Raw genomic sequence first — 22,637 nt, 5'->3', positions numbered from 1 at the left:
CTTATGAATTACGATCTGACCCTTTTCGAGCAGGGCCTGGAACAGCTTAATATTCCGCTTTCTCAGGCGCAGAAGGAACAGTTTATAAAGTATTACGAATACCTTGTGGAAAAAAATAAGGTCATGAACCTGACCGCTATAACGGAATACGAAGAGGTGATCGTAAAGCATTTTCTGGACAGTCTGTCCCTTGTAAAGGTACAGGATTTTTCCGGGAAAATAGAAGGGAAAACCATGATCGATGTGGGAACCGGGGCAGGTTTTCCGGGTATACCGCTGAAAATAGCCTTTCCGGAGCTTCAGATCGTGCTGTTGGATTCTCTGAACAAAAGAGTAGGCTTTTTAAATGAGGTAATAGAGATGCTGAAGCTGCAGGGAATCAAGGCAGTTCATGGAAGAGCAGAGGATTTTGCACGTCAGAAGGATTACAGGGAAAGCTTTGATTTCTGCGTATCCCGTGCAGTTGCAAATCTCAGCACGTTATCAGAATATTGTCTGCCCTTTGTAAAGGAGGGAGGATGTTTTATTTCCTATAAATCCGGAAAAATAGAGGAGGAGCTTTCTCAGGCAGGGGAAGCTGTAAAAATCCTTGGGGGAAAGGTACAGGATGTGATAAAATTTTCTCTTATGGATCAGGATATGGACCGATCTTTTGTAGTTATAGGAAAAAAGAAACCGACGCCGAAAAAGTATCCGAGAAAAGCTGGACTGCCGTCTAAGGAACCCCTTTCAGCAGCTACAAGGCCAGGTAAATAACAAAATGAATATAAAATAGAATCAGCCGTCCGCACAGACCGCCCTCAAAGCAGGGAAAGTCAAGTGCAGGCGGCTTTAAAAATGCTCACTTTTCATCACTTTATTTTCACATATTACTCACAAAATTCTCACACATTCATCTAAATTTCATCACATATAGTACATAAACTTAAGAGACAGGTTTTAATAAAGGAGGAGAAAAAATTGATTGAAGTAAAAAATCTGGTCAAGCGCTATGGAAACCATACAGCAGTAGACCACCTTTCTTTTTCTATTGAGAAAGGAAAAATCTATGGTTTTTTGGGACCGAACGGCGCCGGAAAGTCCACTACAATGAATATGATAACAGGATACATTGCCTCTACGGAAGGAACCGTAGTGATCGATGGGCATGATATTCTGGACGAGCCGGAGGAGGCAAAAAAATGTATTGGATATCTGCCGGAGCAGCCGCCCCTTTATTTTGATATGACAGTTCTGGAATATCTGAAATTTGTGGCAGATCTGAAAAAAATTCCAAGAGATAAAAAAGCATCCATGATCGAAGAAATTATGGATTTGGTAAAAATTACAGATATGAAAGATCGTTTGATAAAGAATCTTTCAAAAGGATACCGTCAGAGAGTGGGAATTGCACAGGCTGTTTTAGGCTATCCTGAGGTGATCATTCTGGACGAGCCGACAGTTGGTCTGGATCCGAAGCAGATCAATGAAATCCGTGAGCTGATCAAGGGATTGAAAAAGAAGCATACGGTGATCCTGAGTTCTCATATTTTGTCAGAGGTAAGCGCTGTCTGCGATTATGTTCTGATCATTTCTCATGGAAAGCTTGTTGCCAGTGACACACCTGAGAATTTGGAGCGTCTTGCAGTGGGGTCAAACAGCCTGGATATGCTGGTAAAAGGCCATAAAGAGGAAATCCGCATGGCTCTTGAAAAGGTGGATGGAGTGAAGGATGTAACTCTGGCTCACAGTCAGGAAGATCACGTATATAAGGTAAGCCTGAATACAAAAGAAAATGCGGACGTAAGGGAAGATATTTTCTACAGTATGGTAAAGGCGGATTGCCCGATTCTGGAAATGCAGTCCAAGAAGGTATCTCTGGAGGAGATTTTCCTGGAGCTGACAGAAAGTGAAAAGCAGGATGAGAATGATAGCTCAGAATCTGATCCATCAGTAGCTATTGATGTTGATAATGTGGATCATGAACCGGAAGATACGGACATAGAGAAGGAGATTGTGGAAAAGGAGGAAGAAATCAATGACAGCGATTTATAAAAGAGAACTGAAAAGCTATCTTACCTCTATGATTGGGTATTTATTTATATTTTTTATTCTGGTATTGGCAGGAATTTATTTTTCCGCATATCAGCTTTCAGCAGCATATCCGAAATTTGAGTATACCTTAAATGCTCTTACCTTTGTATTTTTGATAGGAGTTCCCATCCTGACCATGCGTGTAATGGCAGAAGAAAGAAAGCAGAAAACAGACCAGCTTCTTTTGACATCGCCGGTGTCCGTGGGAGGCATTGTGATGGGAAAATATCTGGCTTTGGTTACCGTATATGCCATTCCTGTAGGTGTTATGTGTTTCTATCCTTTATTAATGTCTAAGTTCGGAACAGTATCCTTTGCAGGCGCGTACACGGCCATTCTTGGATTTTTCCTTTTGGGCTGCTCTAATATCGCCATCGGTGTATTTTTCTCATCCATTACGGAAAGCCAGGTAATTGCGGCAGTTCTGACTTTTGTGTTCTTATTTGCGTTTTATATGATGAGCGGAATTTCATCCTTCTTTTCACAGACCGCGATGTCTACCTGCATTGCCTTTGGACTGCTGATCCTGGTAGTGTGTATGATTATTTATACTATGATAAAAAATCTGGTGATATCGGCTGTTGTGTGTGTGGTAGGTGAAGCTGCCTTGATCATCACTTATATTTTGAAGTCTAGCATTTTTGAGGGAGGAATCCAGAAGATGCTCGAGGTACTGAACTTAAGCGCCCACTTTGAGAATTTTACAAATAATATTTTTGACGTAACTGGAATTCTTTATTTCCTTTCCGTGATTGCTGTCTGCATGTTTCTTACTATGCAGTCCATTATGAAGAGACGCTGGAATTAGGGGGTGGGAAAATGAAAATCGGAAAGAAAAGAAAAAATAACAATATTGACAAAAAGAAATTTAAAGAAACTATCAACAAAAAATATTTAAAGAACGGATCATACAGCGCGGCAATAACAGTAATATTTATTGCAATCATTATTGTTATAAATTTGATAATTGGAAAACTGCCTTCCAAATATACACAGTTTGATATCAGTGAGCAGAAACTGTACAGTATCGGCGAGCAGACAGCAGAAATGCTGAAAGATCTTGATAAAGACGTAACTATTTACCAGGTGGCTCAAAGCGGAAGTGAGGACGAAAATATCAGTAAGCTGCTTCAGAGATATGAGGATGAGTCAGATCATGTAAAAGTAGAATTAAAGGATCCGGTAGTAAATCCAAAATTTGTTTCTGAATATACAACTGATAATCTTTCGTCCAACAGCCTGATCGTTGTCTGTGGAGATAGAAATAAAATTGTAAATTATAACAATATTTACGAATCTAGTATTGATTACAACACTTATAGCTACCAGACGACGGGATTTGACGGAGAAGGACAGATAACAAGTGCGATTGCCTACGTAACGTCAGAAGATCTTCCGATTTTATATACATTAGAGGGACATGGGGAAGCTACCCTGGATTCTACAATAAAGGAGGATATAGAAAAGGCAAACATGGAGATTAAATCTCTGAATCTATTAACAGAGGGAAGCGTACCGGAGGATGCAGATTGCCTTTTGATCGAATCACCAACGTCAGATATTTCCGAAGATGAAAGAGATGCCATCCTGGAATATTTGGAAAACGGTGGAAAAGCAATGATTTTCTCTGATTATACTGGGAATAAACTGGAAAATTTCAGCGCAATCATGGAAAATTACGGTGTGACAACTGCAGACGGTATTGTATTTGAAGGTGATTCCCAGCATTATGCAATGCAGATGCCATATTATCTTGTGCCAACTATAAACAGCGCAGAAGCTGTTTCAGATGTAGCCTCTGCCGGATATTACGTTTTAGCCCCATATGCCCAGGGAATCCAGAAACTTGAGGATGTAAGAGATACGGTTACGATAGAAAGCCTTCTGACAACCTCTGACAGTGCATATTCAAAGACAAATATGAACAGCGATACTCTTGAAAAAGAGAGCGATGATGTATCCGGACCGTTTGATTTGGGCGTAAGCATTACAGAAACTTTGGATGATGATAAAGAAACGCAAATTGTTTATTATTCAACAGCAAATCTTTTGGAGAGCCAGGTGAACCAAATGGTTTCCGGAGGTAATGAGCAGTTGATCATGTCCTCCTTAAAGTGGATGACCGATACAGAGGAAAATACTTCGGTATCAATTCCTTCCAAGAGCATGGAGGTTTCTCGCCTGACTTTGACAGCTTATGATGCAAGCTTTTGGAAAATCTGTACCATTGGATTGATTCCGGGAGTGTTCCTGGTTGCTGGATTTTTGATTTGGTTAAAGAGGAGAAAAGCCTGATGAAGAAAAAGACGGTAAATTTAGTTACTGCGGTGGGGGTTTTGGTTGTCCTGAGCGGAACTTATGCTGGTGTAAAAACTTATGTAGCAAAACAGGAAGAAAAGGAGCAGGAAAGCGAGGAAGAGGAACCTGTCAGTGTTGTATCTGTCGATACTGAGAAGATAAAATCCATTGGATTCTTAATTGAAAAAAGTGAAGTGGTTTTTGATAAAGAGGACGATAATTGGGTGAAAAGCGATGACAGGAATTTTCCTGTGAATCAGGATAAGCTTACGGAGGCAGCGGGAACGCTGAACTCCGTGGAAGCTGACAGAGTTTTGGAGGATGTTGAGGATTTGAGTGAATATGGACTTGACGTTCCTTCCAATACAATTGCTGTTACTACGGAAGATGAAGAAAAAACGATTTTACAGGTGGGTGAAGAGAATGCTTCCACCGGCCAGTATTATATAAAGAAAAGCGATGACGATTCTACCGTATATGTAGTTGCTAGCTCTGTTGTTGATCCCTTTATGAAAAATCTTTATGATTATGCACAAGCCGATACCTTTCCAACTATAGATTCTTCTACGATAAGTAAAATCTCTGTTAATGAGGAAAACTCGTCATACGAATTAGTGAAAAATGACGAGAGCGGAACCTGGGATATAAAGAGTAAAGAGGAAACAGATAGTGCTGATTCTGCCAAAGCAAGCAGCCTTACTTCTACTTTTTCCAGTATGTCATATGGTGAGTTTGTAAATTATGATTGTGAAGATCTGTCAGAGTATGGATTAGATAAACCTTATGCGGAAATCACTGTGGATTATCAGGAAGAAGTTGAGGAGGATGATTCAGAGGGTTCGGAAGAGAATACGGACGAAACTGAAGAGGAAGAATCTGAGCCTGTGATGGTGGATAAACAGTTGGTACTCCAGATTGGAAATGAAGCGGATGATAATGGACGATATGTCAGAGTGAATGACAGTAATGCTATTTATACAATATCAAATGATACTCTGGATTCATTATTTGGGAAAACGAATGAAGATTTCTGGAATATGACAGTAAATTACTTGTCTGTAAATAATCTGGATTCTCTGGAAGTGACATTTGAAAATGAAACGCATACTATAAATGTTTCACGTGAAACATCAGAAGATGAAGAGGATAGCGAAAGCAGTACAGAAACTCTTTCTTATCAGTTAGATGGAGCCGATATTGATTCTCTGAAGTTTACAACTTTCTATAATAAGCTTATCAATATGGCAGGGCAGAAGAGGTTAACTGAGAAGTTTGAAGTGGCATCAGATCCGGAAATGACAGTAGTGTTTACAGATACAGATGGAAATATTGAAACAGAGGATTTCTATTCTTACGATACTAATTTTTACGCTGCTGTAATTGACGAAAAAGTGTATCTGGTAAATAAAATGACAGCTAAGGAAATGATAAGCTCATTTGAGGAGTTGATTGAACAAAATAGTGAAGAGACTTCAGTAGAGGCAGATGCTGAGGAGTAAAACAAAAACAACATTTCATGTAATACTAGATAACGGCAATCGCTAATAATGGCGGTTGCCGTTTCTTTATGTTATAGAGAAACACTCCATTTGTTCTTTACGGAAGTTTACCAAAATTTCCTATAACATAAAAGACGTAGCTACGCTGTGGGGATTCGCACTGCTTTGTGAGCTATTGCTACTAAGCTTGGAAATACCTCGCTAAGTAAGTGTAATATATGTACTGTAATTGTAATATGTGTACATACAAGAGGAATATGGCTGCTGACGCAACCGCACTTCGGCGCATACTTTTTTATTTCATAGGAAAGCTACTTAGCTTTGCTCTAAATACAAGTCGATTTCCTATGAAACTAAAAACTGCCGGGGGCACTGTGCGCGTTCCCTGGCAGCTTTTTTTACTTTCAAATATAAATCAGAAAAATGCACCAACTTGTTCCAGAAATTCTTCAGCATTTTCAATATGTGGGAAATGTTTGGATTTCTTTACTACTGCAGTTTCGATAGAAGGATTAGTTTTGCAATAATCATCTACAATAGAAGATCCATTCATTTCATCTTCACCTTCTACAATATAAATACTATTATCCAGTGTCGCTAATGCATGACGAATATTAATATTCATATATTTGGACGAAAAACTGGTGTACAAATATTTGGAATAGTATCCTCCTTTATGGGCTGCTTCATAATAAGCGTCCATTAAATCCTGATCTACTCGGAAGGGGTTATAGTATAGACTATTAATAAATTGATTACTTAGTGTTTCACGTGAAACAACCATGTGATAAATCAAAGTTCCAAAAACAGGAAGTTCTACAAGAAACTTGAAAATCTTATCCTTTTCTGTAGTTGTCTGGCAAAGAGTATTCATACTAGTAGGATTTACAAGCATGAGCTTGTTGAAACAATCTTTATCATACATGCTTGCCATAATTGCAAACGAACCGGAAAATCCACTGGCAATAACGTCTGTCTTTTCTTTAATGACTTTTTTGGTGAAATCGCAAAGCATTTGTACAAAAAGGAAGTTTGTGTAAGTCAAACCGGGCTTTTCGGAACGTCCGCATCCCAGTAAATCAATAGTATAAACGGTATGTTCTAAAGCAAGCTTATCTTCTATGCGGTTCCACTCGTAACCGGAAGCTCCGGGCATGGTATCATGAATTAAAAGAAGAGGACTCCCTTTTCCTTTTTTTGTATAATAAATTTTTCCAAAACGCCATTCGAAATAGTTATGGTTGGAAAAATCCAACATTTCTTTCAACTGTGCAGAAGCAGCTACGACTCTATTTGTTATATGGACAATGCAAGTTGCAATAGTAGTTAATGCAGCAAGAGTCACGATTTTATGTCTATTATTTTTCATGCGAATCCTCCTTTATGATATAGTCATATTATACGTCAAAATCAGATGATTTACAATCTTTATATTTTTATTAATATTAATGAGGCAAGATGCGGTTACTGTCCACTGAGAATATTTCACGACACCGAAGGCGTGCTGTGCAAGTGTTTTATTTGATCAAAGGTCACATAAAAAACGAGACATACAAGCGCAAAATTGCATACACGATTTTTGTGATCACGCGTAGTGTGTTTATAAACTACTTCTTTAATTACATTCAATTCTCTCTCTAGGCCGAGGACCTATAACAACAATTTGATTCTGAGTTTGCAGGCGATAAATTGGACAACTGCGATTTCTGTGAAACACTGGAGAGAGTTATTTCGAATGTAGGTGATAGTAAGAAGAGTGATTATATATTAATAAATTTGGATATAATAAAATAGAAAGAGAGACCAGATTTTTTGCAAAAAAATATACAATATTTTGACGAAAAGAAATGCCATTTTCTATGTTTCACGTGAAACATTGTGTGGCGGTATAAAAATAAAAGTGATATAATAGCAATATCCAATGAACTTGATCATTATAATATCTAAATCCACGTAAAAGGAGGGTTGATATTGGGTAGAATTATAGCAGTTGCAAATCAAAAGGGTGGCGTGGGAAAATCTACAACAGCCATTAATCTCTCTGCATGCCTTGCCGAAAAGGGAAAAAAGGTATTAACAATTGACATAGATCCCCAGGGCAATACTACAAGCGGTCTTGGTGTAGATAAAAACTCTGTTGAAAATACTTTATATGAACTGCTTCTGGGAGAAGCCGATTTGCAGAATACCATTGTCAAAGATGTAGTTGAAAGAGTTGATCTGATACCTTCCAATGTAAATCTTTCCGGTGCGGAAATTGAGTTGATAGGAATAGAAAACAAAGAGTATATATTGCAGGGAATCGTGGAAAAGATTCGTGATGAGTACGATTACATAATTATGGATTGTCCACCTTCATTGAGTATGCTGACAATCAATGCTTTAACAGCATCTACATCGGTTCTTGTCCCGATACAGTGCGAATACTACGCATTGGAAGGACTTTCCCAGTTGATACACACAATTGAATTGGTGAAAGACAGATTGAATCAAAAGTTGGAAATAGAAGGTGTTGTGTTTACCATGTATGATGCCCGTACAAATCTGTCGCTGCAGGTTGTGGAAAATGTCAAGGATAATCTACAGCAAAATATATACAAGACCATAATTCCAAGAAATGTAAGACTGGCAGAAGCTCCAAGTTATGGACAGCCAATTACTATTTACGATTCTAAATCTGCCGGAGCCGAAAGCTACCGTCTCCTGGCTGAAGAAGTCATAAACAGGGAGGGTGAATAATGTCAGCGAAGAAAACAGGACTTGGCAGAGGATTAGATGCACTTTTTCCGGAAAAATCAGTGGATAAAGAGCCTGCTAAGAAAACACGGGCGAAAGTGGAACCTATGAAAAAAACTGTAGAAAAAGCAGAGCCTTCTGTGGAAGAGAAAAAAACAGAAATGCTTGTGAAAATCTCAAAGGTTGAGCCTAATCGCAGTCAGCCCAGAAAACAGTTTGATGAGGATGCACTTTTGGAGCTTTCAGAGTCTATTAAGCAGTACGGCATTTTACAGCCCCTTCTCGTGTCCGATAAAGGGGACTTCTATGAAATTATTGCAGGGGAACGTCGATGGAGAGCCGCAAAGCTTGCTGGCATAAAGGAAGTTCCGGTTATTATTAAAGAATTTAATGACCAGCAGGTTGTGGAAATTTCTCTCATTGAGAATATTCAAAGAGAAGACTTAAATCCAATTGAGGAGGCTATGGCTTATAAACGTCTGATGGATGAATTTAATCTCAAGCAGGATGAAATTGCAGAAAAAGTTTCGAAAAGCAGAACTGCAGTAACAAATTCCATGAGACTTTTGAAACTAAATGAAAAAGTACAGCAGATGCTGATCGATGAGATGATATCATCCGGTCATGCAAGAGCAATTCTGGCGATACCGGATGGGGAGATGCAGACAACGGTGGCTATGAAGGTTTTCGATGAAAAGCTGAGCGTCCGTGAAACAGAAAAGCTGGTAAAAGCCGTTATGGAGCCTCCAAAGCAAAAACAGGCAGTGAAAAATACAGCCGAGGATGCCATTTACGAAAGCCTGGAAGAAAAGATGAAGGGAATCATGGGAACCCGGGTATTTATTCACAGAAAGAAGAACAATAAGGGGAAAATAGAAATAGAATATTATTCTAAGGATGAATTGGAAAGAATCATAGAGCTATTTGAATCAATCAGATAAGGAGAAGGCATGAGTAGTATTTTTGACAGCCTGGGAATAGATCCTGGGATTATCATTATTATCCTGCTGATTCTGTCCATCATTCTTTTGGTGAACGTTGTCAGCAGCAAAATGCGTCTCACCCGCCTGGAACGAAAATATAAAATGTTTATGAAAGGCAGTGACGCGCAATCTCTGGAAAAGGTATTCATGCGTAAGTTTGCGCAGATTGACCGTCTCTATGAGGCAAAGGAAGACCACGAGCATGATATTAATTTTATCAAGCACAATATGGAAACCATGTTCAGCAAATACGGAGTGGAAAAGTATGATGCCTTTGATGATGTAGGCGGAAAATTAAGCTTTGCCCTTGCTTTGCTTGATAAAGATAATTCAGGTCTGATTTTAAATGCGGTTCACAGCCGCGATAACTGTTTCCTGTATTTAAAGGAAATAGTAAAAGGGGAGTCTTATGTCATGCTAAGCCAGGAAGAGGTAGAGGCACTAAGAAAAGCCGTAAACTTCGGACTTGGCAACATCGAAACAGAAGAGTAAAATATAGCTGAGCCGTAGAGCGAAGCTATATGCCGCGGTGCGATTTGCAGAGCAAATTGCAGCGATTCCCGTAACTTTATGAAGCGAGGGACGAGCGGAATAAAGTATAGCTGAGCCGTAGAGCGAAGCTATATGCCGCGATGCGATTTGCAGAGCAAATTGCATTGATTCCCGTAACTTTATGAAGCGAGGGACGAGCAAAATAAAAATAGCTGAGCCGTAGAGCGAAGTTATATGCCGCGGTGGAATTTGCAGAGAAAAAATTAGCGTATCGAGATAGAAAACGCACATATACAGGAGGAAAGAAATGTTAGATATTAAATTTGTGAGAGAAAATCCAGATGTAGTAAAACAGAATATCCGCAACAAATTTCAGGACAGCAAACTGGAACTGGTAGATAAGGTTTTAGAGCTGGATAAAGAAAATCGTGAGATTAAACAGGAAGTTGAAGCACTTCGTGCAGAGAGAAATAAAATTTCCAAACAGATCGGCGCTCTCATGGGACAGGGAAAGAGAGAAGAAGCAGAAGAGATCAAGAAAAAGGTTGCTGCTTCCGGTACCCGTATTGAAGAGCTTTCTGCAAGAGAAAAGGCAGTTGAGGAAGAGCTTCTTAAAAATATGATGGTAATTCCAAACATTATTGATCCGTCCGTACCGATTGGAAAAGATGACAGTGAAAACGTTGAGGTTGAGAAGTTTGGAGAGCCGATTGTACCGGATTTTGAAATCCCGTATCATACAGAAATCATGGAAAGCTTTGATGGAATTGACCTTGACAGTGCCAGACGTGTCGCTGGAAACGGTTTTTATTATTTGATGGGAGATATAGCAAGACTTCACTCCGCAGTTATTTCCTATGCCCGTGATTTCATGATCAATAGAGGATTTACCTACTGTGTACCTCCGTTTATGATCCGCAGCAATGTTGTGACAGGCGTTATGAGCTTCGCAGAGATGGATGCCATGATGTACAAAATCGAGGGTGAGGACTTATATCTGATTGGAACAAGCGAACATTCTATGATTGGTAAATTCATTGACCAGATTATTCCGGAAGAGGAGCTTCCAAAAACCCTCACAAGCTATTCTCCATGCTTCCGTAAGGAAAAAGGCGCTCACGGTCTCGAAGAAAGAGGCGTATATCGTATCCATCAGTTTGAAAAGCAGGAAATGATCGTTGTCTGCAAGCCTGAGGAAAGCCCAATGTGGTTTGATAAGCTGTGGCAGAATACTGTGGATTTATTCCGTTCTCTTGATATTCCGGTACGTACTCTGGAATGCTGCTCCGGTGACCTGGCTGATCTGAAGGTAAAATCCGTTGATGTGGAAGCCTGGTCTCCAAGACAGAAAAAATATTTCGAAGTAGGAAGCTGTTCTAATTTGGGTGATGCGCAGGCACGTCGTCTGAAAATCCGCGTAAACGGTCAGGATGGTAAGAAATACCTTGCACATACATTGAATAACACGGTTGTTGCTCCTCCGAGAATGCTGATCGCATTCCTGGAAAATAACTTAAATGCCGATGGCAGTGTGAGCATTCCGACAGCTTTACAGCCTTATATGGGCGGAATGACAAAAATTGAGAAAAAGTCCAATAAATAGTACTAAATTAAAGTTCTATAAATGGTACATTAAAACTTCGCCAGGGAGGTGTTCTTGTGCATAGTTATTTAAAAGCAGTTGGTTTTTCCAATGTCACAAAGCGCAGCGAAATGCAGGAAATAATACAGGATGTTATTAAGACTTATGATGAAAAGATTGCCGTGGAAAATCATCCTGACGGTGTTTTCGTGGAATATTCAAAGAATTATGGCTGTGATTGCGGAATTACCGTCTGCGGTCAGTACGATGAGGACAATGAGTTTCATGTTGAATATTCATTTCCGTTTTTCCGCGGTACAGGGATTACGACCCAGGAACATGTGGTGATTGAAAGACATGCTGAGAAGGAATCCTTTGCAGGTGCCTGTGACGACCTTAGAATTGGCGTGACATTGATTTTTTATCTACAGAATCCGGCAGAATATATGCTGGAAAAGTATAAGGGAAATTATCTGGGAAATCAGCCTTTGACACTTACGGGTCTTGCAAGGGAAGGAACCATACTTTTCCCTGTGCAGAAGGATAAGGAGGCCGTAAAGGTGGAGCGGGAGCTTACAAAGAACCGCAATAACCTTATTGCTGCCGCCAGAAACGGGGATGAGGAGGCGATGGAGAGCCTCACCATGGAGGATATGGATACCTATTCCATGATTTCGGAGCGTATCGTGACAGACGATGTGTTTACTATTGTGGATTCTTATTTCATGCCTTATGGAATCGAGTGCGACCAGTATAATATTATGGGAGAAATCCTGGATATTATGAGCTTCAAAAATATCCTTACAGGTGAAACAATCTACCAAATGACAATAGAGAGCAACGATATGCAGTTTGATATCTGTATCAATAAGAATGACTTGCTGGGCGAACCAGCAGTAGGACGTCGCTTTAAGGGCATTATCTGGCTGCAGGGGCAGCTTCATTTTTAAAACCGGAAGGCCTGAATCGTAATATTATGATGAAAAAAGCTATGACAAAAATACTTTAATGTCTTGTTTTTTTCTGCAGGATATAGTAAAATCATCGTTGTGAAATCTAATTGATAAAAGTTTCATAATTCAAATTGTTCCTATAGCTCAGCAGGATAGAGCGTTCGCCTCCTAAGTCTTGACAACGCTTATCGCTTTTACTACTATAAAAAAATGAGTAGCAGTTCGATTTGAGCAGGAGACGCATAAAATTGACAACATAGTCATCGCCAAATAGGCGATAACAACATCGTCAATCAAAGTGAAATAACAGCGGGTTACGGTCATGAAAACAGACCTTAATCATATATAAGAGAAGTCGGTGAAATGGCAAAAAACCTTGATTTTAAGCCAAAAAACCGATGCTTGTTCCTTTAGTTAAATGGATATAACAAGTGCCTCCTAAGCACTAGTTGTGGGTTCGATTCCCGCAGGGAACGCTAGATTGAAGCGGAAAAACGATTAGCTAGCTAAGCAGATCGGGATCCGCTTCTTTTATTTTGGAAAGATTCTGATTGTGAGATGAAGAAAAATCTCAGCTAAGAGAAATGAAAAATCAATTAGCTGCCAGCTAAGCAAAATCGGTTTCAGCTAAGCGGTGAAAATATGGTTTCTGCTAATAAAAGTTTTTCGTTGTGTGATATGGCAGAGATTTCCCGTATTTGTCCACGTTTTTCCGGTTTTTTCCGGGGAAAGAGGTGGATAACTGCTTAGCAGAATTAGCAGAATGTTACTATATTTCTTAGCTGCAGCTAAGAGGACGAAGAACCTGTTTGGTCAGATGAATAAGCATCTGTCCAGGCGGGTTCTTTTTATCTCAGTCGAATATGCGACTGAGATAAACGCTCCGCGAGGATGCGGAAAGGAAATGGAGTGAGGATATGCAATGCAAGCAAAAAGAAAAGGATCTTGAAGAAAAAGTGATTGAGATCAGCACCGAGAGACTGAAAGGCTTTAAGAATCATCCTTTTAAGGTGAAAAATGATCAGCAGATGGAAGCTCTCCGTGAAAGCATTAGACGTTTTGGAATTCTGAACCCAATCATAGTCAGACCCAAACTGGAAGGATATTACGAGATCGTATCCGGTCATCGTAGATGTGAAGCTGCCAGACAGCTTGGATTTACCAAAGTTCCGGTACTGATCAGGGTTCTGAGTGATGATGAGGCCATTCTGGAAATGGTAGATTCCAATGTTCAGAGAGAACAGATCAGTCCCAGTGAGAAGGCATTTGCCTACAGAATGAAATATGATGTTCTGAGAAGAAGTGTCGGCAGACCGAAATCAGGACAAATCGGCTATGTTTATCCAAAAGGAAAATCGCCACTGCAGGAAATTGGAGCTGAGGCAGGTGACAGTCAGAAGCAGGTACAGCGTTATATCCGGATAACATATCTGATTCCGGAATTTCTGAAATTATTGGATGAAGGAATGCTGGCTTTCAATCCTGCGGTAGATATTTCTTTTTTAAGCGAAGAAGAACAGAAAGAACTGTTAAATGCAATGGATGCCACACAGTCATCGCCATCCATATCGCAGGCACAGAGGATAAAAGAACTGAGCCAGAGTGGCAACTGCACACGGGAAAAGATGCAGGAAATTCTTGGAGAAATTAAAAAGGGTGAAACCAACAGAGTCATGTTCAAGAATGAGCAGTTATACCGTTTCTTTCCAAGAAGCTATACACCGGCGCAGATGAAAAAAGAAATCGTTGCTTTATTACAGACCTATTGTGAACAGTACTGGGGAAATTAAGGAGGAAAAATCATGTGTAAGATTATAGCAATCGCAAACCAAAAAGGGGGCCAGTCCAAGTCAACGACTGCAGTAAATCTGGCAGTTGGACTTGCAAGAAACGGAAAAAGAGTAGCTGTTGTGGATGCCGATCCGCAGGGAAGCTGCACAGCAAGCCTTGGTTATAAGGAACCGGACGAACTGGAAATCACTCTTGCAACCATTCTGGGACATATCATTGATGAAGAGGAATTTGATCCGAGAGCCGGAATTCTTCATCACGAAGAAGGGGTAGATTTAATACCTGCAAATATTGAATTGTCCGGGCTGGAAGTAGCAATGATCAACATCATCAGCAGAGAACATCTGATGCAGGAATACCTGGATATGATCAAAGAAGACTATGACTATATTATTATAGATTGTTCACCCAGTTTGGGAATGATGACGATCAATGCCCTGGTAGCTGCAACATCTGTTCTTATTCCGGTTCAGGCACAGTTTCTTCCGGTAAAAGGTCTGCAGATGCTGTTGCATACGATTACGATGGTGCAGCGCAGACTCAATAAGTCATTAAAAGTAGAAGGAATTCTTCTTTCCATGGTTGATATGCGATCCAATTATACGAAGGATATCTTTGCTACAGTCAAAGAAACATATGCAGACACACTTGGAATATTTGAAACTTATATTCCAATGTCGGTGAAAGCATCTGAAATCAGCGCAGAAGGAATCAGTATTTATGCGCACTGTCCAAACAGCAAAGTTGCAAAAGCATATGAAGCACTGACACAGGAGGTACTTGCGAAATGAAAGAAAGAGTTGGTCAGAAAATCAAATTAACGAATTATGAAGCACTGCTTGGAGTAAGTAATGAAGAATCTGCAGTAGATGTAAGCATCCGTGATATCCACAGTTTTGAAAATCATCCGTTCAAGGTAGTTGATGATGATAAGATGGCAGAACTGGTTGAAAGCATTAAAGTTAATGGAGTTCTTACACCGGTATTGATCCGACCATCCAAAAAGACCAGAGGATATGAGATGATTTCCGGTCACCGCAGATTACATGCCGCCGGACTTGCGGGACTTAGCATGATTCCTGCAATTGTCAGAGAAATGGATGATGATACCGCAGTCCTGGCTATGGTGGATGCGAATATTCAGAGAGAAGAATTACTGCCGAGTGAGAAGGCCTTTGCGTTTAAAATGAAAATGGATGCCATGAGACATCAAGGCACTTCTCGACATGAAGTCGAGAAGTCAGAAAAATGGACTTGTGAAAAAGTAGGTGAAGCGGGAGGTATTGGTGGGCGTCAGGTACAAAGATATATTCGATTGACAGAACTAATCCCAGAATTGATAGAGTTTGTTGATAAGAAAAAAATCCAGTTATCTCTAGGTGTAGATATTTCCTACATAGATAAGGAAATCCAGCAGTGGATTTATGAGTACATCAAAGAGAATGGTACGGTAAAACCGAAACAGATCTCAGCTCTTCGCGAGGAATGTGAAAAAGGAGTTATGACACAGCCAAAGCTGATAATGATTATGAATAACTATCAGACCGGAAAGACTTCTGGCGGCAAGCTCACCTTATCAGAAAAGAAACTCAGAGAGTATTTCCCTGCAAGTTATGGTTCTGATGATATTAAGAATGTCCTGTTCCAGCTTCTGGACAAATGGAAAAACGGGGAGGTGTGACATGAATTTCGATTATTACTATGGTGCTCAGGCCGAGCAGTTCAATTTCATTCGTATCCCAAGAGTTATGATTACCGAGAATACATTTTCAGATTTGTCCCTGCAGGCAAAAATACTCTATTCGATACTTCTGGACCGAATGACATTATCAAGAAAAAACAGCTGGTTCGACGAAAAAAATCGTGTATTTATCATTTATCCGATTTCAGATATACAGTCGGATCTGGGATTTTCCAGAAAAAAAGCCATGGAGTATCTTACAGAACTGGAAGCGTTTGGACTGGTGGAAAAGAAAAAACGGGGATTTGGTCTTCCCAGTATTATATATGTAAAAAGCTTTATGTCACAGGAAGTGACCAGAGGTATCGAAATGGGAACTACAGGAAAAGCCACTAACATATATGAAGCAAGAGGTGCTGAAAAGGGAACTTCTGGTGGTTCCAAGACAGACACGTCAAGAGATCCCCAAACGGGCACTACTATAGTCCCGAAATTGACACGTCAAGAGGTTCCCGTTAGGGCACCTCTAAAGAATAAGACTAATATAAACCAGAACTATATGAATGAGAATAAATCGAATCATATCTTATCGTATTCAGGTCAGGATGCGATAAGATGTGATGAGATGCCAGATCAGACATTGCAGGCATATGGAGAAATCATTCGAAAAAATATTGAATACGGTTCATTGCTGATCACACATAATCATGATCAGGAACTTGTTGAAGGTATTTACAATCTCATTCTGGAAACAGTCATGAGCAAACGAAAAGAAATCCTTATTGCCAGTGAACATTATCCGGCAGAACTGGTGAAAAGCAAATTCCTGAAACTAAATTATTCCCACATAGATTACGTGATCCAGTGTCTGCATGGGAACACAACAAAGGTAAAGAATATCAAGAAATACTTACTGGCAGCGTTGTTTAATGCACCGTCTACGATGGATGGTTATTACTGCGCCGAAGTCAATCATGATATGCCGATGTTTGCAAGATAAATGTAACGAGGGGAAAGAAGAAATATGAAGATGATGAGTTTATTCGGAAATGCCATAATCAGAGCAGCGTTAGTTCCGGTGTTATTGGTGCTGCTCATGTGTCAGGGAGCAATGAAACTTGTGGTGAATGTGTATTCCCTGTTCAAATGGGTGATCGGTGTCTTGTGTGGTATTATTTTGATCGGAACCGTGATCTGGTTCCGTCAGGATTACATGAGATATGTGCTGGTAGCCGTTGTGGAAGCAGTATTGCTTGCAGCTTTGACCTGCGGAGTATTTGTAGAGGTACTTCTGGGTTTTGCTGTAAAGGCAGTATCTGAAAAAATCGTAGGGGGATTTTGAAAATGAAAAAGAAAGAATATCTGCAGTTACCGCCTATTGAATACGGTGAGGATAGCAATACTGTCAAAATAATCTGGGAATATCTTCACTTGGATGATGATGCTCAAAAAGCTGCCAGGGCCGAGCTGGATCTTTTAATGAGTGAAGAATCCGATTCAAAAAAAGGCCATGAGGCAATTATAAGAAATATATCTGCAGAAGACTTGCAGGGGTATCATGAAGCAATACGTGAGACAATCCGTGAGTGTATTCAGCAGGCATGCAGTCTGACATATCTTATTATGAAAGAGTGTTTCTTCAAGGGAAGACCGGTGGAAGATCTGATCGAAGAAATGCCGACGGGAGAAATTATGATCCGCGCAATCTATGAATTATTCCTGACGGATGAAGATACTTTTTTTGAAGATCTTGCAAAAAGCGAAAGTGAAGGTAAAAAATTCAATCCATACGAAAACATGACTTCCTAACACAGTAGGATAAAATAATAAATTACCAGACGGTGATTTTCACAAGTTACGTGAGAGTCACCGTCTTTTTTCTTTTCAAAGACCATTTTTCATGCGAAGGATGATCTTTTTCTATGATTTCACATCCAAAAACCATGTCAAAAACAATATTTCAAAAAATTTTTTCATTTTTTTCAAAATCGTCCTTTATTTTTGCCAAAAACTTTGTCCTTAGAACTTGAGAAGAATAAGTGAAAATTCTCGACACGAACATTGACAACTGAATGAGCTCGCCAATCCGCCGGGATCACTATAGATGGTTCCGGATAATCCGGCAGGATAATCGGTCCTCCGGAAAATAAAACAGAGGTTTGCATTAAAAGGTATCGATGATGCCCACGGCTTTCTATAAGAAGCAGCGAACTTATAATGAGACTCCCGAATGATGTCGGCCAGGAGGAGTGAGGATCCTGGAGACCACATACGATGTGGCTGTGGCTGCCTGCAATGGCGCAAACGGATTGGGTGTTCCCTGAAATGGGAAACACGTGTAAAGAGACAAAGAGCACTGTATGAAAAAAATCAAACTGACAATAGAAGCTGTGCGGCAGAATGGATCGATTGGTTCGGAAAGTTCTGCCGCATTCTTGTGTTGCCGGTTAAGGTGACTGGGAAAAGGAGATGAAAAAATGAGACCATGTATAAAGTCAAGTGAGATTCCGAAAGAATTGAAGGGAGACCTTCCGGTAATCTCAAACACAATCTGTAATGAAAGGTTCTGCACGATCTGCCCTTACTACGGCGGTGTTTATCAGAAAAAACGCAGGTGCATGCTTGTCAGCTGCGCATGGGATGTTGCCAGTGAAATCTTTCATCCGTCATTAAAAAGGATGCTTGCCATTGCAAAGGAAGAATGCAGTGATGCAGAAAAGTATTATCTGAACAAAAAGAAGAGAGTCGATCTTCTGGAGCAGATGTTCGAAAAGGAATTGAAGGAAGACGAGAAGAAAAATAAAAAGTGTTATGGCTGCCCTTATGGAGCAGTACAGCCGTGTATCGGCATCTGTTATGCGGATCTGGCAGGAAGGAGAAGGAAAGTATGAACAAAATTATTCTAATCGGAAGGCTGACGAGGGATCCCGAGTACAATACTTACCCTACTGAAAATGGTGAATTCCGAGTAGCAAAATTCAGTCTGGCGGTAAGCAGAAACACAGAAAGAGATGTCACGGATTTTTTCAATGTCAGAGGATTCAATAAGCTTGCGGACACGGCTTTCAGGTATCTGCACAAGGGGATGCGGATCATGGTAGAGGGAGAACTTCAGACTTCCACCTATCCTGATAAGAAAACAGGAGAAAAGAAAACAGCATATGACATTATTGCCCAGAGATTTGAATTTCTGGACAGCAGGAAAGACAGTGGTAACGATCAGTCAGGTAATTATCCGCCACCGGCACCGGAAGATTTCGACGGATTTATGAGTATTCCGGATGGATATGATGAAGAGCTTCCATTTCGATAGGAGGAAAGACCATGAATCAGGTAGATAAAGAACTCTTGATCAGCAAGAGATTTATGAATGAAGAGGAACAGATAAATGTGAAACAGATTGAGTTAGAAGCCATGATGGAGGCAACCATATTTGCCGGAGCAATCATGGATAACAGTATGGATGTTGATATACTGCTGGCAATCAGTCAGAAGATTATGCATTTAGACTGCAATAATCAGCAGCTTCAAATGCATCTGCTTGTTCAGAGACTTTTTAAAGATAGCAGAGCACGCGGAGAACTGGACAGCTTTTATGTAGCGTCACTTCATGGGGAAACATTAAAAACGTATTCTGTTTGTTTTTCGCGGTTTCTTGTGAAGCTGGTGAATGAAATGTCAAAAACAAAAAAGTCAATTGGAACGAACAGAGGGTTAGAGTTTCCGGTGAGTAAGATCCGCTGGTTAATACTCGATATGCCGCAGAATTATGGTATGGATAATTTTGTAACTGAAATGGAGGCAGAAAAGGAATGATGAACAGATTGGGATATGAACCGGTTGAATGTCTGCAGGTTCCGAAGATCCTGTTCAGGGATCCGGAATACAGAAAAATGTCAGTAGAAGCAAAGGTTTTATATGCACTGCTTCTGGACCGTATGAATGTGGCTGCATTAAACGGCTGGATCGATGATTACGGAACACGCTATGTGATCTATCCGAAAAGTGAGATGAAGAAAGATTTGAATGCTACCCGGCACCGTGTGGACATGGCACTGGAAGAACTTTATCAGAAAGAGAAAATGGTGGTTGTAACACAGCCGTATCCTGGCAGACCATGCCAGATTTATGTGAAAGATATTACAGGAAAAGCTGAGGAGGATAAAAATGATATGAAAAGAATGATGACACAGGAAAAGATGAAAGGATTTCCCAGAAAAGAAAGTGAAGAAAACTATGATGAAAAGGTGGTATATGATCAGTCCGATTTCGATGAAATCCTCAAGATTGAGGGAAGCTTTGGTCGTCTTACAGGTCTTATAGAAATCGTAAAATTTGCATTAAATCAGATGCGCACATACAGCGGTCAGAATGATGAATATTTTGGACTTGATGAGTTAAAAAAAGTTTTGGATAAAGAAGAAGCGGATGTTGCTGCCGGTCTCGATGGAGAGGATGATTTTGAATTGTGCTCACCAGGAGAGCAGAATCAGAAGCGGCAGGAGGCTATCATCAAAGGGGAAATCTTTAAGGAACTGTATGTAAGAAATATGATTAACGACTATGGTAAGCCGGATAGCAACGTGATCCGTCGGAGAAGTACTATGTGTGCGCTTTCCTTTTTCAGTGTGCTTATCGAACTTGATAAGAAAGGTGTAATTGATGGAGACCGTCTGGTGGAGATGATTCGTACATTATATGACTGTAACGATTACGATGGTGTTTATGATGTACTTTATATCATGAAAGAAGTTGTAAACTGGGGTTTTGAAGAGATGCAGGACATTGAATGGCTGCAAATAGGTGATTTGCGCCTGCTTTATATTGATGGTTTTATGAATGCTCTTAACCAGGAAATCTTTGAAACAGAAGAGGCAAATCTGGAAGTTGAAGATGATAAGAAGGAAGAATAAGAACCATGCGCTATTATGACTACTTTCACAGTGGGGAGTCAGATCGCTTTGCTTTTTTCCGGATGCCAAAGATACTGTTTACTGATCCGAAGTTCAATAAAATATCCACAGATTCTAAAGTATTGTACGGACTGCTGTTGGATCGAATGGATATGTCCCGCAGAAATGGATGGGTGGATGAAGAAGACAGGGTCTACATTATTTTTACAGTAGAAGAAATGGCGGAAATTTTGAACCGGTCGGAGAGCTATGTTTATAAGATACTCAGTGAACTGGATACTTCCGAGGAAGGAATCGGGTTGATTGAAAGAAAGCGTCAGGGACAGGGGTATCCAAATATAATCTATGTAAAAAAATTCTATGAGGATTATTTAAGACCTCTACAGAATGGAGGTCAAGACCTCCATGAAAAAGAGATCAAGACCTCCACAGAAAAGAGGTCAAGACCTCCACAGATAAAAGGTCAAGACCTCCACGAAAAACACCCTAATAATACTAATAATAGTAATACAGATAAGAACAAGACGGATAGAACAAGTTACAGTGATTCTGCTTCTGTGTATGGTTCGTTTCATAATGTCCACCTTATGAAACAGGAGCTGGACGAATTGAAAAAAATGTATCCCTACGACTGGGAGTACTGGATCGAGAGTCTTTCAAAATATATGGCATCAACAGGGAGGACTTATCAGAATCATTTTGCAACGATCTGTATGTGGGCAGATAAAGAGAAACCAAAGAAGAAAAAACGCAATTACAGTTTTCCGGAAGGAGCAAGTTTATGACAGAAACTGAGATGATCGATTTTCTGCAGAAAAAAACAGACCAGGTATCTGAAAACAGCAATGTTTCAGAGGAATATCTGGATGAAGCTGGTTTCCGGTGCTGCAAGGTCTGCGGAAAACGCAGGGAAAATGAATATTCCATGCTCGGAAAAATATTCCGGGTCAGATGCCTGTGTGAATGTGAGCAGGCAGAACAGAAAAGAATACAGGAAGAGCAGAGGAAAAAGGAATTTGCTCTGCAGGTGCATGCATTGAAATCTGTAGGTCTTACAGAAAAAAGATTCTATGAATGGTGCTTTGATAATGATAATGGCAGGAATTCTAAGATGGAGCTGGCGTATTCCTATGTGCAGAAGTGGCCGCAGATGAAAGAAAAGAATATTGGATACATTCTCTGGGGAGAAGTGGGAACCGGAAAGAGTTTCTTTGCCGGATGCATAGCCAATGCTCTTATGGAGCAGGGAATCAGTGTCATGATGACAAATTTCTCCAAAATACTGAATGAACTGAATTCAAGATTTGAAGGGAAAAATGAGTTTATCGGGCATCTGGTGTCGTATCCTCTTCTGATCATAGATGATTTTGGAATAGAGAGGAATTCCTCGTTTGCTATGGAGATGATCTATCACGTGATTGATCGCAGATACTGTACTAAGCTGCCATTGATCATTACCACCAATATTTCTTATAAAGAAATGACGGATCCTGAGATGGATGAGGAACATCAGCGTATTTATTCCAGATTGTTTGAAATATGCATTCCTATTTGTTTTGAAGGGCAGGATATGCGTGGAGGAGAGCATTTGAAAAAAAGAGAAGTGTTTCATCAGTTACTGCAGTAGAAAGGGGGT

At 40.1% G+C, this 22,637-nt stretch carries 23 protein-coding genes and 1 tRNA gene; 23 read left to right on the top strand and 1 reads right to left on the bottom strand.

The window, feature by feature from the left end; translation table 11 throughout:
• Positions 1–3: 3 nt before the first annotated feature.
• The 5 genes from rsmG (at position 4) to ACESZH_RS16605 (ending at position 5,870) form a co-directional block, all read left to right on the top strand.
• The gene (gene rsmG / locus ACESZH_RS16625; RefSeq protein ID WP_373215797.1) at positions 4–756 is read left to right on the top strand and encodes a 16S rRNA (guanine(527)-N(7))-methyltransferase RsmG; all 753 of its coding nucleotides are present in this window, start codon (positions 4–6) and stop codon (positions 754–756) included.
• A 204-nt stretch (positions 757–960) separates the two neighbouring features.
• Positions 961–2,034 (top strand): ABC transporter ATP-binding protein, encoded by a 1,074-nt coding sequence (locus tag ACESZH_RS16620; protein ID WP_373215799.1) that lies wholly within the window; start codon positions 961–963, stop codon positions 2,032–2,034.
• On the top strand, positions 2,018–2,881 hold the full coding sequence (locus ACESZH_RS16615; RefSeq protein WP_373215800.1) for an ABC transporter permease: 864 nt from the start codon (positions 2,018–2,020) through the stop codon (positions 2,879–2,881). Before ACESZH_RS16620 ends, ACESZH_RS16615 begins: the two co-directional genes overlap by 17 nt.
• A gap of 11 nt (positions 2,882–2,892) precedes the next feature.
• Entirely contained in the window at positions 2,893–4,368 is a 1,476-nt protein-coding gene (locus tag ACESZH_RS16610) for a GldG family protein (protein ID WP_373215802.1), read from the top strand.
• On the top strand, positions 4,368–5,870 hold the full coding sequence (locus tag ACESZH_RS16605) for a DUF4340 domain-containing protein (RefSeq protein WP_373215804.1): 1,503 nt from the start codon (positions 4,368–4,370) through the stop codon (positions 5,868–5,870). Before ACESZH_RS16610 ends, ACESZH_RS16605 begins: the two co-directional genes overlap by 1 nt.
• Positions 5,871–6,285: 415 nt before the next feature.
• Here the strand turns inward: ACESZH_RS16605 and ACESZH_RS16600 are convergent, their stop codons facing one another.
• Positions 6,286–7,239, bottom strand: coding sequence for an alpha/beta fold hydrolase (locus ACESZH_RS16600; protein ID WP_373215806.1), 954 nt, complete (start codon positions 7,237–7,239; stop codon positions 6,286–6,288).
• Between the two features lie 602 nt (positions 7,240–7,841).
• Here ACESZH_RS16600 and ACESZH_RS16595 point away from each other — a divergent pair.
• The 18 genes from ACESZH_RS16595 to ACESZH_RS16510 all read left to right on the top strand — a co-directional run bounded on the left by ACESZH_RS16595 (position 7,842) and on the right by ACESZH_RS16510 (position 22,628).
• Positions 7,842–8,609 carry a ParA family protein gene (locus ACESZH_RS16595; RefSeq protein WP_373215807.1) on the top strand — a complete coding sequence of 256 codons (768 nt, stop codon included), beginning with the start codon at positions 7,842–7,844 and terminating at the stop codon, positions 8,607–8,609.
• A complete protein-coding gene (locus tag ACESZH_RS16590; RefSeq protein ID WP_373215809.1) occupies positions 8,609–9,547 on the top strand; it encodes a ParB/RepB/Spo0J family partition protein in 939 nt (312 codons plus the stop codon). The genes ACESZH_RS16595 and ACESZH_RS16590 overlap by 1 nt, the downstream gene beginning before the upstream one ends.
• Before the next feature lie 9 nt (positions 9,548–9,556).
• Complete coding sequence (locus ACESZH_RS16585) at positions 9,557–10,081, top strand: DUF4446 family protein (protein WP_373215812.1); 525 nt, start codon at positions 9,557–9,559, stop codon at positions 10,079–10,081.
• Positions 10,082–10,388: 307 nt separating this feature from the next.
• Positions 10,389–11,684, top strand: a complete 1,296-nt coding sequence (gene serS / locus ACESZH_RS16580) for a serine--tRNA ligase (RefSeq protein ID WP_373215815.1) — start codon at positions 10,389–10,391, stop codon at positions 11,682–11,684.
• Between the two features lie 56 nt (positions 11,685–11,740).
• Positions 11,741–12,613 (top strand): DUF3881 family protein, encoded by an 873-nt coding sequence (locus ACESZH_RS16575; protein ID WP_373215816.1) that lies wholly within the window; start codon positions 11,741–11,743, stop codon positions 12,611–12,613.
• A 407-nt stretch (positions 12,614–13,020) separates the two neighbouring features.
• A tRNA-Arg gene (locus tag ACESZH_RS16570) sits at positions 13,021–13,092 on the top strand.
• A 441-nt stretch (positions 13,093–13,533) separates the two neighbouring features.
• Entirely contained in the window at positions 13,534–14,406 is an 873-nt protein-coding gene (locus tag ACESZH_RS16565) for a ParB/RepB/Spo0J family partition protein (protein ID WP_373215818.1), read from the top strand.
• Between the two features lie 12 nt (positions 14,407–14,418).
• A complete protein-coding gene (locus tag ACESZH_RS16560; RefSeq protein ID WP_373215820.1) occupies positions 14,419–15,198 on the top strand; it encodes a ParA family protein in 780 nt (259 codons plus the stop codon).
• Positions 15,195–16,088, top strand: coding sequence for a ParB/RepB/Spo0J family partition protein (locus ACESZH_RS16555; protein ID WP_373215822.1), 894 nt, complete (start codon positions 15,195–15,197; stop codon positions 16,086–16,088). The genes ACESZH_RS16560 and ACESZH_RS16555 overlap by 4 nt, the downstream gene beginning before the upstream one ends.
• Before the next feature lies 1 nt (position 16,089).
• Positions 16,090–17,088: a DUF6017 domain-containing protein gene (locus ACESZH_RS16550; RefSeq protein WP_373215823.1), complete on the top strand. Its 999-nt coding sequence runs from the start codon at positions 16,090–16,092 to the stop codon at positions 17,086–17,088.
• A 24-nt stretch (positions 17,089–17,112) separates the two neighbouring features.
• Positions 17,113–17,430: a hypothetical protein gene (locus tag ACESZH_RS16545; RefSeq protein WP_373215825.1), complete on the top strand. Its 318-nt coding sequence runs from the start codon at positions 17,113–17,115 to the stop codon at positions 17,428–17,430.
• Positions 17,431–17,432: 2 nt separating this feature from the next.
• On the top strand, positions 17,433–17,897 hold the full coding sequence (locus ACESZH_RS16540) for a hypothetical protein (RefSeq protein WP_373215826.1): 465 nt from the start codon (positions 17,433–17,435) through the stop codon (positions 17,895–17,897).
• A 668-nt stretch (positions 17,898–18,565) separates the two neighbouring features.
• A complete protein-coding gene (locus ACESZH_RS16535; RefSeq protein ID WP_373215828.1) occupies positions 18,566–18,979 on the top strand; it encodes a hypothetical protein in 414 nt (137 codons plus the stop codon).
• The gene (locus ACESZH_RS16530) at positions 18,976–19,401 is read left to right on the top strand and encodes a single-stranded DNA-binding protein (RefSeq protein WP_373215830.1); all 426 of its coding nucleotides are present in this window, start codon (positions 18,976–18,978) and stop codon (positions 19,399–19,401) included. Before ACESZH_RS16535 ends, ACESZH_RS16530 begins: the two co-directional genes overlap by 4 nt.
• Before the next feature lie 11 nt (positions 19,402–19,412).
• Entirely contained in the window at positions 19,413–19,904 is a 492-nt protein-coding gene (locus ACESZH_RS16525) for a hypothetical protein (protein ID WP_373215831.1), read from the top strand.
• Positions 19,901–21,001: a replication initiator protein A gene (locus tag ACESZH_RS16520; RefSeq protein WP_373215832.1), complete on the top strand. Its 1,101-nt coding sequence runs from the start codon at positions 19,901–19,903 to the stop codon at positions 20,999–21,001. Before ACESZH_RS16525 ends, ACESZH_RS16520 begins: the two co-directional genes overlap by 4 nt.
• Before the next feature lie 5 nt (positions 21,002–21,006).
• Positions 21,007–21,786 (top strand): replication initiator protein A, encoded by a 780-nt coding sequence (locus ACESZH_RS16515; RefSeq protein WP_373219942.1) that lies wholly within the window; start codon positions 21,007–21,009, stop codon positions 21,784–21,786.
• Complete coding sequence (locus tag ACESZH_RS16510; protein ID WP_373215834.1) at positions 21,783–22,628, top strand: ATP-binding protein; 846 nt, start codon at positions 21,783–21,785, stop codon at positions 22,626–22,628. The genes ACESZH_RS16515 and ACESZH_RS16510 overlap by 4 nt, the downstream gene beginning before the upstream one ends.
• The last annotated feature ends 9 nt before the right edge of the window (positions 22,629–22,637 follow it).

Source organism: Ruminococcus sp. 5_1_39BFAA (assembly GCF_964240875.1).
In the GTDB taxonomy this organism is placed as follows: Bacteria; Bacillota; Clostridia; order Lachnospirales; family Lachnospiraceae; genus Blautia_A.
The sequence above is the reverse complement of the archived record's forward strand: the minus strand, read 5'-3'. Positions and strand labels throughout refer to the sequence as shown.